Below are 13,113 nucleotides of genomic sequence, written 5' to 3'. Positions count from 1 at the left end.
TCCTGAAATAACGTTCAACATGCACTTTCATATGTGCTTTTCGTACATATGGTTTGTTGTGATCATGTCTTAATACAACATATGGTAGCTTGTGACGTTTGGAAAAGATAAATGACCATTCGTGATAAGCCTGCACGCCTTGACAAAAAAATCGATTTTGTTACAATGTTCACAATATCTTCACAAGTGTAAAAAATTTCTTTTTCATGTTCATGTGTAAGAGGTGTAATATAAGGGTATAGAGTTCGGTTTCGGCCTGCTTGTCGTTTTGTGCGTCAACATGTGTTGTGCGCAATAGACCCAACATACCATGCATATGTGAGAGTGGTCTCTGGCTACGCTTATCCTAATGTGTGAAATTTGGTACATTTAGTGTATTAATGTATTTGTGGTTCGGCTCAGCTTGACAGGCATCATGAAAGTCGCGGACTTCTATCCCAAAGTAAAGGAGGACTTTCTCTTATGTCACAATCGCCTACTCAACAAGAGGTGCCAGTAACAGAAGGCGCTGAGCGCCAGTCCCTGGACGTACTGGATCAACTGATGAAGCCTGAGGTACAGGAGTCTCTAACTGTATTGGTGGAGAACCTGCCTAAATTGGCTGAAATGGTTACTGCAATGACGAAAGCTTACGACTTCGCACAAGGTATCGCTACAGACAAAGTTCTGATCAGCGACACGATGAGTGCAATGGGCGAGTTCGCTAAACCCGTTGTAGACAAAGCTAAAGGTGTAGCTTCTGCTGCCATTGAGGCAAATGACCGTGCGCAAACCGAGCAAACTTCGGTTGGCCTGTTCGCTATGCTCAAAATGCTTAAAGATCCAAACGTACAACAAACGCTTCGTTTTGCTCAATCTTTCCTGAGCATTCTGAACGAGCGTCAACAACCGAAACGTTAAGACTTAGAAAGAACGGAGGATGGATATGTCGAAGCAAATTTTGATCTTGGGTGGAGGATACGGCGGTCTGTTGACTGCGCTGACTGCGCGTCAATACTTGACTCCAGAAGAAGCGACAATCACTGTCGTTAACCGTTACCCTACACACCAAATTATTACGGAACTGCACCGTCTTGCAGCAGGAAGCATTTCTGAGCAAGCAGTTGCTCTCCCGCTTGAAAAATTGCTGCGCGGTAAAGATGTGAACCTGAAAATCGACACGGTGGATACAATCAAGCCGGACGAGAAAAAAGTTCTCATGACTAGCGGCTCCACATACTCTTACGATGCGCTCGTTGTTGCTCTGGGTAGTGAAACAGCGTACTTCGGAATTCCAGGATTGCAAGAGTACAGCTTCACGCTGAAATCCGTTAGTGATGCAAACCGTATTCGTGCACATGTTGAAGCACGTCTGGATGCATACAAGCAATCCGGCAACAAAGCAGACGCTACGTTTGTTATTGGTGGCGGCGGCTTGACAGGTATCGAGCTTGTCGGCGAATTCGTTGATCTTCTTCCAGGTGTATGTAAAGAAAAAGGTATCGATTTCAACGATATCTCCCTCTACACGGTTGAAGCAGGTCCTTCCATCCTGGCAGGTTTCCCGCCAGAACTGGTTGATCGTGCGAAATCCAGTCTCGAAAAACGCGGCGTAAACTTCATTGTTGGCGTAGCGATTACCGAGATGAAAGAAAACGAAGTTATGCTGAAAGACGGCAGCTCCATTCCTACGAACACACTAGTATGGACTGGTGGCGTACAAGGTAATGCAGTTGTTGCTAACAGCGGAATCGAAGTGGATCGCGGCCGTGCGAAAGTAACGGAAGTTCTGCAATCCACATCTCACAAAGATGTATTTGTTGCTGGTGACAGCGCAGTAGTCTTCCCTAGCGAAGGCGCTCGTCCGTACCCTCCAACAGCACAACTGGCTTGGCAAATGGGTGAAACGATTGGTCACAACCTGGGCGTAATGTTCAAAGGTGGCGCAATGGAATCCTTCTCGCCAATCTTCTCCGGTACGCTGGGAAGTCTGGGTCGTAAAGACGCTGTCGGCATGATCGGTGGCAACCAGACTCGTCTGAAAGGTCTGCCTGCAACCATGATGAAAGAAGCAAGTAACATCCGTTACCTGTCCCACATCCATGGCTTGTTCGCACTGGCTTATTAATCTATAGCATAACGTTAAAGGGCGCCCCATTGGGCGTCCTTTTTTGGTATGTACTTATGAACATGAGCCTGCTTGATATGAAACTAATCGAGACGGGCCACTTAACGGTATGAATACGGAGCAATATACAGATATTAAACGGAACAATAGACACGGATAGAATCAGGAAGTAAATGGAAACAGAAGCAACTGTAGAAGAGAAGAGGGAGGCAGTGACCATGCTTATCATGTGAAGGTCAGCGTGTCTGTACCTTCTACAAAATCATGTTGGTATTCAGAACTACGTAAGTGTCACAGAACCTCGATTGGAGAAAGTATCGCATACCACAGCTGTAGGATGAGGGACATGATAATTTGGCATGGAGCCAAGATGTGAGTAAGCGATGTGAAATTTTGTCGCGCTTAAAAGCACCCGCTTTCGTTTAAAAGATAGGATGGGGAATGATTAAAAATTTTATAAGAAGATCAACAACATAACAGGCATGAAGTGAGATTAACTCACTCTTTTGCCCACCCTGAGAGGAGAATAAACAATGAATGTACTGGTAATTGGAGCAAACGGACAGATTGGTAAACACCTGGTAGAGCAGCTGGCGCAGGAAGGCAAACATCAGGTTACAGCCATGATTCGTAAGCCGGAGCAGGCAGACGCCTTGAAGGAACTTGGTGCACAGGTTGTCATGGGTGATCTGGAGGGTACAGTGGATGAGCTGGCCGAAGCGATGAAAGATCAGAATGCCATTGTGTTTACGGCAGGCTCCGGCGGTTCGACGGGCCCAGATAAAACATTGCTTATCGACCTGGACGGTGCGGTGAAGACGATGGAGGCCGCAGAGAAACAAGGTATTTCCAGATATATTTTGGTCAGTGCCTATGGTGCAGATCAGCGGAGTAAGTGGCCGGAAGAGATCAAACCGTACTATGTGGCAAAACATTTTGCGGATCGGGCCTTGTTTGCCAGTGATCTGAACTATACGATCATTCGTCCCGGAGGTCTGAAAAATGAACCGGGCACCGGCAAAGTGGCTGTGGGTACTGACCTGAAACCAGGTAGCATTGCTCGCGAAGATGTGGCACGTGTCATCGCTGCCTCCTTGCAGGAAGAGAAGACCTATCGGATGGCCTTTGATCTGGTGGCTGGAGACCACTCCGTTTCCGATGCTTTGGGCAAATTGTAAGCAGATGTTGTAAAATGGCGGGAGAATGATATGACGGGTGAGGGGGAATCAGCATGAATGAAGCTGTGCTGGTCATTGAAGATGAGCCCAAAATTGCACGACTGCTCGAACTGGAATTGCAGTACGAAGGATATCAAGTCACGAAGGCAGGCAGTGGGACGGAAGGGCTGGAAAAGTACAGTGAAGGACAATGGGATCTGATTTTATTGGACATCATGCTGCCAGGCCTGAGTGGTATTGAAGTTTTGCGGCGGATTCGAGCGAGAGACGCCGTAGTCCCGATCCTGATGCTGACAGCCAAGGATTCGGTGGAGGACAAGGTGTCCGGCCTGGATCTGGGAGCCAATGACTATATCACCAAGCCGTTTCAGATTGAAGAGTTACTCGCACGGGTCCGGGCAGCATTGCGTCTCGCCGCGGCTGCTTCTGCAAGAATGACGGCTCATGCTTTCGAGCAGGAGGCAGAGCAGGGAACATCGGATCAGTTGCAGGAAGCGCGGGAGGAATGGTTAACTGCGGCGAATTTGAAGCTGAACGAGGGAACACGTGAAGTGTTTCGGGATGGACAGGCTATCGAGCTTACCCCGCGTGAGTTCGACCTGCTGGTATATATGCTGCGTAATCAGCGTCAGGTCCTCAGCCGGGATCAGATCGTACAATCCGTGTGGGGTTACGATTATTATGGCGATACCAATGTGGTGGATGTGTATATCCGTTATGTGCGCAAGAAGGTGGATAACGGATTCACACCACCCTTAATACATACCGTAAGGGGCGTAGGATACGTCCTGAAGGAGCAATCATGAGCCTGCGCAGTAAAATCTACGGATACTCGTCGGTTCTATTTGCTGTTTTGTTAATTGCAGTAAATCTATCTGTATATCTCGTCTTCGAGCGAGTATCCATTAATAATGAGATCAGACGAGTGGAAGCCGAGGCGGTTTCGATCGTCACAGGGGTACGGCAGTCAGCCGGCTCCATCCCGCCAGATGATCTGCTCAGGGCTTATGCGCCTGTGAATGGCATGCTGCGCATTGTACATGAAGATGGAAGCAGTTCTCCAGTAACCACAACGGGAGCATCCGAACAACTCAGCAAGTTGTCTTTTCAATATGAGAATGAGAAAAAGGCAGAGTATACCCAGGTGGATCAAGTCGGATATGTTTGGGTATCCATGCCATTAATCTGGCCGGACGGAGAAGTGGTAAACCTACAGGTAACTCAGAGTGTGGCTGAAACAGAGAATGGACTTGCCACCCTGCGTACAGTATTAGTTATCGTGACTATTATTGCATTGATTCCTGCCGTGATCTCCAGCCGAATTTTGGCGAACCGTATGACAAGACCGATCCAGCAAATGACACGTACAATGAGTGATATCCAAGCGAGTGGACAGTTCAAGCGACTTCCGCTGGAGGAAACATCAAAGGATGAGATGAACACGATGGGACAGACGTTTAATCGCATGATGGAACTGTTGGAATCCAACTTTGAACGACAGGAGCGTTTTGTCTCGGATGCATCCCATGAACTGAAAACACCGCTGACCATCATTGAGAGTTATGCCAGTCTGCTCCAGCGCCGGGGTAAAGAGCGCCCTGAAGTCTTTGATGAAGCTGTGGAAGCGATCCTGTCTGAAGCGGTACGCATGCGTGAGATGACTGAGCAGTTGTTGCTGCTGGCCAAGCAGCCTGAGCAATGGAATGTACAACTGGAACGTGTAGATATTACGAAACTGGCTGCGGATTCCGCACGTGCATTCCGCGAAGCGTACCACCGGGAAGTACGGTGTTACGCTCCTGGCCCGATCTGGGCGATCAGCGACGAGAGCAAGCTGAAGCAGTTGGTGTTTATATTGCTGGATAATGCACGGAAATATAGTGAAGATGCCATTGAAGTCAAGCTGGAGGTACAGGACGAGAGCTGCCGGATACGAATCGTGGATAAGGGCATCGGTATGCGTGAGGAGGATCTGGCGAAGGTGTTCGACCGTTTCTACCAAGCGGATGTCTCCAGAACACGAAGCGGCAGTGCCGGCGGGTCCGGACTTGGATTGTCTCTTGCCAAAGAGCTGGCAGGCGCTGTGGGAGCACAGATTGAACTTTCCAGTACCGAGGGTGTGGGTACGGAGGCTTGTATTATTTTGCCGCGATCCAGATCCGAAAGCTCAGCCAGTCCACTTGGCTCACTCTCATGAAATTCTCATTCTTCTCTTCTATACTGGATGGAGTGATTTAATCAGAACTAACCATGTTCACACAGAACAATCTAGTGACAGTGTAAGTTGGAGAGGTGCTGTGATCCCTGGATTTTTGGGACATTCCCTTCTCTAAGGGACGGGAACTGACGGCATGAGCGTGAAGATGAGGGAGAAGATGAGGAGGAAGTGCGTATGGCAGAACAGGAACAACGGCCTGAAATGATACGAAGTGAACATAAACATAAACATAAGCGTGAGCATAAGATTACAAATAGAAGCAATGTAGGTAAAGGATCACGAAATCTACTGTGGTGGGGAGCTGGAACGCTGGCTATCGTGCTCCTCGCCGCATTGATATGGTGGAAACCGTGGGAACCTGCCCGTCAGCCGTTATCTGCCGATGCAGCAGCACAATCTGTGCTGAATCAATATCCGGGGGAGATCATTCATTCGACCCTGAAAGATGGTACATATCTGATGCAGCTTCGTTCGGAGACCGGTCTGTACGATGTGCAGGTCGATGCGTTTACGGCAGCCGTCCAATCGATCAAACGCCTGGAAGCCAGTCCCCAGGCTGAAGAGAAGACGTTGTGGAGCCGTGAGCAGATGAAGTCGGAGCTACTGAAGCAAAGAGGCGGGGAGATGCTTGTGTCGCTGGAGTTAGTCGAACAGCAGGGCAGCCCTGTGTACACCGCAGTAGTGAAAGCCAAGGACGACAGCCGTCAAGAACTGACGATTGATCCGTATACAGGCGAGATTATTTCCTCCAAAGCAATGAAGGCCCCCCCTGTATCCGGCGATGGAGGGACGGAGAAAGTGCCGCAGTTTCTAAGTGAGAAACAGGCCAAGCAGAAAGCACTTGCGAGGGTTCCCGGCGAGGTGGATGATGTGGAGCTGCGGGGTACGAACAGTGGCAATCCATACTATCTGGTCGAAATCGATCTGGAAGACGGACGGGAAGCTACGGTGCAGGTGAATGCAATCTCGGGCGCAATTCGTTCGGTAACTTGGGATAAGGATGATGATTAAAAGATATTTTTAAAAATAAATAGATTGGACAGTTTATGTTCAAAAATGAAGAATGCAGAGAACGTATGGCGATAACCACTACGATAGTTATATGGTTCGATAAAAAGGTGTAAGCATACTCTCCTCATTTTCTCATCAAATTCTAATCTTTCTCTCGCTGATCTCTCATTCGCCCAGGTTATTCTATATTTGTAGACGAGAACGAGAACATTAACGAGGAGATGAATGATGATGATGAACAAACATAAACTATGGATTGGTAGCTTGTCCGCAGCGGTGCTGCTTGGTGGGTCAGCCGTTGCAGCCAGCGGCAATATCAATGGACAACCGGCCCCGCAAATACAAGCTGGAACATCACAGTCCACACCAGAATCAGTGACACAGTCCACGAGTGCAACTCAAAACAACACGGGCAAGCTACTGACAGCATCACAAGCCAAATCCATAGCTCTGAAAGCAGTGGAAGGCAAAGTCGACGATGTGGATCTGGAGCGCAGAAACGGCCAAACGTTCTATGAAGTCGAAATCGACAGAAAAGGTAGCCCGGATGTGACGGTGAGGTTGGATGCGTACACGGGCAAGGTGCTCGCAGTGATCAATGATGACGACTACGATGACGACGATGATTATCGTAGTAATGGAACAGATAACTCTTCGAGTGCGTCTGTTTCCAATCAGGTTAAACTGACCGTTGCGCAAGCTTCCAACATTGCACTGAAACAAGTGACCGGTGGAAAAGTAACAAAGGTAGAACTGGATCGTGATAACGGCCGCTATGTCTATGAGATCGAATTGAGAACGGCTCAAGGCGAGGCAGATGTTGATATTGATGCAAACACAGGCAAGGTGTTGTCGTTTGACCAGGACTTTGATGACGAAGATTGATTGGTAACTTCCATGTCATATTATCCGAAACAGTGTGACTAGGCTACAAAGCTTAAGTCTGATGAAACAGGCAGGAAGACGCTTCAAATGAAGCGTCTTTTTTGTATAGGTAAGGAAACCGGTCTGCATGGGCTACATCGCGAGTAACCACAGCCACATTTCGTTGCTTGTACTAACGGCGTTCGAGAATGATGAGTCCTAGACTACATAGGAAGTTGAATCCAAACTGTGGTAAACTAGTAGAATTGTAGAAAATGGTAGAGAGAAGGAGCTGGATAAAGTGGCTTTAGAACAAGAGTTGTCAAAAACGAACAAAGAACAAGTGCTATCAATTGAAGGCTTGCGTATGAGGTATAACGGGCGTTATGTGTTGAATGGCATCGACCTGGAGGTTCATCGAGGCGAGATGATTGGATATATTGGGCCGAATGGAGCCGGTAAGAGTACAACAGTGAAGATTTTGCTCGGGTTGGTAGAAGGGTATGTGGGGAACGTTCGTATTTTTGGTCAGGATATCGCAGACGGCAATGTGGAATATAAACGCAGAATCGGTTATGTGCCGGAAGTGGCTGAATTGTACGAACAGTTGACTCCAGCGGAGTATTTGACGTTTGCCGGAGAGTTATATGGCTTGTCCTATGAAGATGCGGATTATAAAGCAAAGCTGCTGATGGATTGTTTTGGACTGGAAAAATCATACCACTCCCGCATTGCCTCCTTCTCGAAGGGGATGCGTCAGAAAGTGTTGTTGATCTCGGCACTGCTGCATGATCCTGATCTGCTGTTCCTGGATGAACCGCTCAGCGGACTGGATGCCAACAGTGTGATGGTGGTGAAAGAGATTTTGTCACAGTTGTCCGCGAAAGGCACAACCATCTTCTATTCGTCACACATTATGGATGTGGTGGAGAAGATCAGTAGCCGGATTGTATTGATTGCCGAAGGCCGTGTCGTGGCAGATGGCACGTTCAAGGAACTTCAGCAGCAATCGATGGAAGGGTCACTGGAGGAAGTGTTTAATCAATTGACAGGTTTTAATGAACATAAGGCGATTGCTGAGCGCTTTGTGTCGATTGTGCAGGAGGTGAACTAATATGGCGAAAGCCTCCGATTTTCGTACGCTCCAAATTCTGGATCGTTTTCGGCCGATCATTACCAAGACAGGTGCTGATTATGATGTGCTTCGCCTTATTTTACGAGTGAAGTTCCAGATGGATCAGCGCAGAGTACCTACGATTATGTCAACCAGGACCAAGAACATGGAAAGCAAAGAAGGTAACCAGTATGTTCGTTCCCTCTGGCTGTATGCCCTGATGGGAGCAATCATGGTTCCCTTTGTCGTCTGGAATACAGGACAATTCATGCTTCAGATGGGCATTTTATTTGGCGTGCTTATGTTTATGATTATGACGTCGATGATTTCGGATTTTTCATCCGTGCTTCTGGATATCCGGGATCGCAACATTATATTGACCAAACCGGTCAACGCTCGAACCATGGGAATGGCCCGAGCTATTCATGCAGGGGTCTATCTGGTGCTACTGACGGGTTCGGTGACGGCTGCGCCGCTCATTGCCGGGTTGGTTACGCACGGAATTGGTTTCTTCTTACTCTTTCTGTTTCAGATTATTCTGATTAGTATGCTGATCCTGGTGACCACATCCCTCATCTATCTCTTCATGATGAAGTTTCTGGATGGGGAGAAGCTGAAAGACATGATCAATATGGTGCAGATTCTGCTTTCGGTGGGAATCGCAATTGGATATCAGTTTGTTGTCCGTTCCTTCGAGATTATTGATTTTAAAGTAGCTTTTACGCCGGAATGGTGGCAACTGCTGTTACCACCGCTATGGTATGCTGCTGCATACGATTGGTTATTCGCAGGTCGTGGCGGGGTGTGGATCTATACGTTAACAGCGCTTGCTGTCGTTGTTCCGGTGATATGCCTGATCGTATACGTGAAACTTATGCCGTCCTTCGAGCTGTATCTGGAAAAGATGGCCCACTCCGGCCAGACATCGAGCCGCCGCCGGGGGAAATGGGATCGGTTGGTCGCGAAGCTGTTCAGTCGCTCTACCGAAGAACAAGCCTGCTTTCGCCTGTCAGCCAGCATGATGCGTAATGAGCGGGAATTCAAGCTTAAAGTATACCCTTCGCTAGGTTTTTCGTTAGTGATGCCTTATATTTTCTGGTATACGGCTCTACAATCATTGAGCTGGACAGAGTTCAGGCAAAGTTCATTTATGTACACCTTATACATTATGCTGGTTCTTTTGGTAACCACCGTAATCATGCTGAAATATTCTGGCCAGTACAAGGCCTCATGGATCTTTCGCACCGCGCCAATGGTGAATGAAAATGTATTATATCGAGGTGCCCTGAAGGCATTTCTAAGCAACATATTTATACCCGTATTTCTGTTGAATGCGATTGTGTTCACATGGACATTTGGACTTCGAATTTTGCCAGATGTTGCGATTATTCTGCTCACGGCTACGGCGCTAATCCCGGTATCCGGCAAATTTATGCTACAAAAGCCGCCGTTCTCCCAATCGTTCAGTGTGGCCCAGCAAAGTGACGGCTGGTATATTTTTGCTGCTTTGCCTGTGTTCGCTTTACTGTGGGGTGCTCATGTCTTTTTCCGCTCCTTCTCCGGAGGTGTCTGGATGTACGGTGTGATCCTGATCTTGGCGAATGTGCTGCTGTGGACGCTGTTGTATCAGGTGAAGAAACCAGTGGTCAAGTCGTCTGCGGTGGTTTAAGTTGAAAACTTCTTGGGAACATGCCCAGAGCTTTTAATTGAAAGAACCGGGATTGGTTCAAGTGTAAACTCATGCGGTAAGTCTATGCAGAAGTATCTATGTCTATTTAAAACTCACTCTATGTAGTAACTCTATTTGATAACACTGTCTAATAACTCTATGCGGTAAATACGATGTAATGAGTCTACGTAATAACTTTATGCAGTAAGTGCAATGTAATAGGTCTACGTAATAACTCTATGCGGTAAATACGATGTAATGAGTCTACGTAGTAACTTTATGCGGTAAGTACAATGTAATGAGTCTACGTAGTAACTTTATGCGGTAAGTGCAATGTAATCGGTCAACGTAGTAACTTTATGCGGTAAGTACAATGTGGTATCTCTATGTAGTAGCCCTACTCAGTAACTCTACGCTTGAAGGATGTATGTTATTTTAGCCCCGTGTGCAACTTGCAATTACCAGCACGCGGGGCTTTGTTTTATCATAAGGGCGGTCAGTCAGGGAGAGAGGCGAAGGGGTGGAGTAAAAGAAGGGGGGCAAAATGAAGTGAATGAACTGAAAAGTGACTGAAGTAAGATGAACCAAGTGCAATAAGTAACCCAAAATGCAGAAGAAGCCAAAGAAAGTGGTGGATTAGATAGGAAAGTAGCCCGAGTAAGTAATTCCAGCACAGGAGATAGGGATAGGTATCCGAATGAATAATTTGAGCGCAGTAGGTAGGGGGAGGTAACCCGAGCAAGTAACTTAAGTGCAGCAGATAGAGTAGGTAACCCGAGTAAGTAACTCAAAGTGAGTTTATATTCTAACGATCTCAGATGAGCTTATTTGGGCGAAAAGTGGCCCTCATGATTTCTAACGATCACCAGGAACCTTATTTCTGCAAAAGAGAGGGTTTTAGCCCGAAAAAGAGCTGAATTTTGCAAAATAGCGTCTCTGGTGATCGTTAGCTTGGGGAAGCATGCAAAATGGGTCAAATAAGCTCTCCTGAGATCGTTAGAGTGTTGCGACAAGCAATTAGGTGTAATTGTAGATGTAGATGTAGATGTAAATGTGGGTGAAGGACTTTTAGAATAAAGAGTTCTGCAAGGCTCCGAATGAAAAAGGTTGAAACAGTACCAACCCAATCATTGCAAAACCTAGTTGCTTCAACTGCGTTTATTGGTTCTCATCGGCCTGGCCGGATCGCAGAATAGTCTCAGCCAGATGATCTGCCGCATCTGCAGTGGAGATTCCAGTTCGCGCAGCTTCTGCGTATACCTTGCTGAGCGTCGCGGCAATCCCCGCCACCTTTTGGCGGATCAGGTCAGGCCCGGCGCCCTGCAGTTCGCAGGCAGTGCTGATAATGCCGCCTGCGCTCAGCACGTAATCAGGCGCGTACAGGATGCCGCGCGCCTGCATGCGGCCAACAACCAGCTGACGTTCACTCAGCTGGTTGTTGGCCGCCCCGGCGACAATGGAGCAGCGAAGCTCCTCCACGGTCGCCGGGGTCAACACGCCCCCTAGGGCACAGGGGGCGAACACCCTGCAGTCAGCGGCGTGAATATGGGCCGGATCGGCCGAAATGGCGCCGCTGAACTGCACAAGGGCACGTTGTACGCGTTCCGGTAAAACGTCTGCCACGATCAGCCGTGCCCCGGCTGCATGCAGGTAACGGCACAGGGCATACCCGACCTTGCCCAGTCCTTGGACGGCAACGGGAATGCCCTGCAGATCGGCTGCGCCCTGATGGTGCAGAGAGGTGACAATGCCGGTGTACACGCCGTAGGCTGTCATGTCGGCAGTGAAGTCATCCTGTGCACCAAGCGAACCTGTGGTATCCGTCACATAGGCTGTCTCCACCCGGATCTGATCCATGTCTGCCGCCGTAGTGCCCAGATCCAGACCTGTCACGAAGCGACCGTTTAGCTGCTCCAGACAGCGACCCAATGCCCGGAAGCGCAACGCACGCAATTCTTTACCCTTCGCCGAATCTGCCAGTTCCACGCCAAGCGTATCGTTCTCCGCCGAATCTGCCAGCTCCGCGCCCAGCGTATCGTTCTTCACTGAATCTGCCAGTTCCGCGGCAAGCGTATCGTTCTTCACTGAATCTGCCAGTTCCGCGCCCAGCGTATCGTTCATCGCCGAATCTGCCAGTTCCGCGCCCAGCGTATCGTTCTTCACCGAATCTGCCAGCTCCGCACCAGGCTTATCGTTCTTCGCCGAATCAGCCAGTTCCACGCCAAGCGTATCGTTCTTCACTGAATCTGCCAGTTCCGCGGCAAGCGTATCGTTCATCGCTGAATCTGCCAGCTCCGCACCAAGCGTATCGTTCTTCACTGAATCTGCCAGCTCCGCGCCAGGTGTACCGTTCTCCGCAGTACTCGCCAGTGTCTCGCTAACGGTACCTTTCTTCACGGGGTCCACCAGCGCGCTGTCTTCCCGTTTTTCCTTCATCGCTTCTATCCGCTCCGATGGGCCAGTCACGTCCCAGACGACTGCTTTGCCCCCGCCATAAGGAAGGCCTGCCATGGCATTTTTGTAAGTCATGCCTTTGGCCAGCTTCACCGCGTCCTGAATCGCTTCTTCTTGCGATGCATAGGTCCAGCATCGACATCCACCCAAAGCGGGGCCAAGTGAAGTATTATGAATTGCTATGATTGCTTTAAGTCCGCTGGAGGAATCGTGGCAAAAAACAAGTTTTTCCATGCCTTCCCGCTCTATTTCCTGCCATATCTGCATGGTACATTCCTCCTTTGATGTTAAACCGGTAATGCACACGTAAAGTATCCCGGTTCCCGATGAGACCTGCATCCCGCTCGTATCTACCCCCGAATCGGACTGTCGATTGCTCCATAAGGATAAGGGCTTACCCTACATCCTGTGTGGTTAATACAGCATATTCACACCTTGGCTTTTACGCCCCTGGGACCTTCGCCGGGTTGAACATCAGTTCAAACGGTTTTATAATGG

General features: G+C 48.6%; 10 protein-coding genes and 1 pseudogene. 9 read left to right on the top strand and 2 right to left on the bottom strand.

The features are described 5' to 3' along the window. Window positions 1-462: 462 nt before the first annotated feature. The 9 genes from AC1VYS_RS27590 (at window position 463) to AC1VYS_RS27550 (ending at window position 10,161) form a co-directional block, all read left to right on the top strand. Window positions 463-900, top strand: a complete 438-nt coding sequence (locus AC1VYS_RS27590; protein ID WP_482912293.1) for a DUF1641 domain-containing protein — start codon at window positions 463-465, stop codon at window positions 898-900. A gap of 25 nt (window positions 901-925) precedes the next feature. Beyond that, a complete protein-coding gene (locus tag AC1VYS_RS27585; protein ID WP_145333676.1) occupies window positions 926-2,107 on the top strand; it encodes an NAD(P)/FAD-dependent oxidoreductase in 1,182 nt (393 codons plus the stop codon). A gap of 533 nt (window positions 2,108-2,640) precedes the next feature. Further along, window positions 2,641-3,285, top strand: a complete 645-nt coding sequence (locus tag AC1VYS_RS27580; RefSeq protein ID WP_482912292.1) for an SDR family oxidoreductase — start codon at window positions 2,641-2,643, stop codon at window positions 3,283-3,285. A gap of 53 nt (window positions 3,286-3,338) precedes the next feature. Beyond that, window positions 3,339-4,091, top strand: a complete 753-nt coding sequence (locus AC1VYS_RS27575; RefSeq protein ID WP_482912291.1) for a response regulator transcription factor — start codon at window positions 3,339-3,341, stop codon at window positions 4,089-4,091. Next, complete coding sequence (locus AC1VYS_RS27570; protein WP_482912290.1) at window positions 4,088-5,482, top strand: sensor histidine kinase; 1,395 nt, start codon at window positions 4,088-4,090, stop codon at window positions 5,480-5,482. The genes AC1VYS_RS27575 and AC1VYS_RS27570 overlap by 4 nt, the downstream gene beginning before the upstream one ends. Window positions 5,483-5,677: 195 nt before the next feature. Next, window positions 5,678-6,514 (top strand): PepSY domain-containing protein, encoded by an 837-nt coding sequence (locus AC1VYS_RS27565; protein ID WP_482912289.1) that lies wholly within the window; start codon window positions 5,678-5,680, stop codon window positions 6,512-6,514. A 231-nt stretch (window positions 6,515-6,745) separates the two neighbouring features. Beyond that, window positions 6,746-7,399, top strand: coding sequence for a PepSY domain-containing protein (locus AC1VYS_RS27560; RefSeq protein ID WP_482912288.1), 654 nt, complete (start codon window positions 6,746-6,748; stop codon window positions 7,397-7,399). A 346-nt stretch (window positions 7,400-7,745) separates the two neighbouring features. Beyond that, a complete protein-coding gene (locus tag AC1VYS_RS27555; protein WP_482915145.1) occupies window positions 7,746-8,492 on the top strand; it encodes an ABC transporter ATP-binding protein in 747 nt (248 codons plus the stop codon). A 1-nt stretch (window position 8,493) separates the two neighbouring features. Then, a complete protein-coding gene (locus AC1VYS_RS27550; protein ID WP_482912287.1) occupies window positions 8,494-10,161 on the top strand; it encodes a hypothetical protein in 1,668 nt (555 codons plus the stop codon). Between the two features lie 1,158 nt (window positions 10,162-11,319). Here AC1VYS_RS27550 and AC1VYS_RS27545 read toward each other — a convergent pair. Then, window positions 11,320-12,438, bottom strand: a complete 1,119-nt coding sequence (locus tag AC1VYS_RS27545) for a Glu/Leu/Phe/Val dehydrogenase family protein (RefSeq protein ID WP_482915144.1) — start codon at window positions 12,436-12,438, stop codon at window positions 11,320-11,322. A 195-nt stretch (window positions 12,439-12,633) separates the two neighbouring features. Beyond that, window positions 12,634-12,882: pseudogene (locus tag AC1VYS_RS27540) on the bottom strand (Glu/Leu/Phe/Val dehydrogenase dimerization domain-containing protein); the annotation flags it as partial. Window positions 12,883-13,113: the final 231 nt, after the last annotated feature.

The sequence above is a fragment of the Paenibacillus sp. G34 genome (assembly GCF_056856875.1).
The sequence above is the reverse complement of the archived record's forward strand: the minus strand, read 5'-3'. Positions and strand labels throughout refer to the sequence as shown.

Coding starts and splice junctions, on each gene's coding strand:
- AC1VYS_RS27590 (WP_482912293.1), top strand. CDS start 463: ATGTCACAATCGCCTACTCAACAAGAGGTGCCAGTAACAGAAGGCGCT.
- AC1VYS_RS27585 (WP_145333676.1), top strand. CDS start 926: ATGTCGAAGCAAATTTTGATCTTGGGTGGAGGATACGGCGGTCTGTTG.
- AC1VYS_RS27580 (WP_482912292.1), top strand. CDS start 2,641: ATGAATGTACTGGTAATTGGAGCAAACGGACAGATTGGTAAACACCTG.
- AC1VYS_RS27575 (WP_482912291.1), top strand. CDS start 3,339: ATGAATGAAGCTGTGCTGGTCATTGAAGATGAGCCCAAAATTGCACGA.
- AC1VYS_RS27570 (WP_482912290.1), top strand. CDS start 4,088: ATGAGCCTGCGCAGTAAAATCTACGGATACTCGTCGGTTCTATTTGCT.
- AC1VYS_RS27565 (WP_482912289.1), top strand. CDS start 5,678: ATGGCAGAACAGGAACAACGGCCTGAAATGATACGAAGTGAACATAAA.
- AC1VYS_RS27560 (WP_482912288.1), top strand. CDS start 6,746: ATGATGAACAAACATAAACTATGGATTGGTAGCTTGTCCGCAGCGGTG.
- AC1VYS_RS27555 (WP_482915145.1), top strand. CDS start 7,746: ATGAGGTATAACGGGCGTTATGTGTTGAATGGCATCGACCTGGAGGTT.
- AC1VYS_RS27550 (WP_482912287.1), top strand. CDS start 8,494: ATGGCGAAAGCCTCCGATTTTCGTACGCTCCAAATTCTGGATCGTTTT.
- AC1VYS_RS27545 (WP_482915144.1), bottom strand. CDS start 12,438: ATGAACGATACGCTTGCCGCGGAACTGGCAGATTCAGTGAAGAACGAT.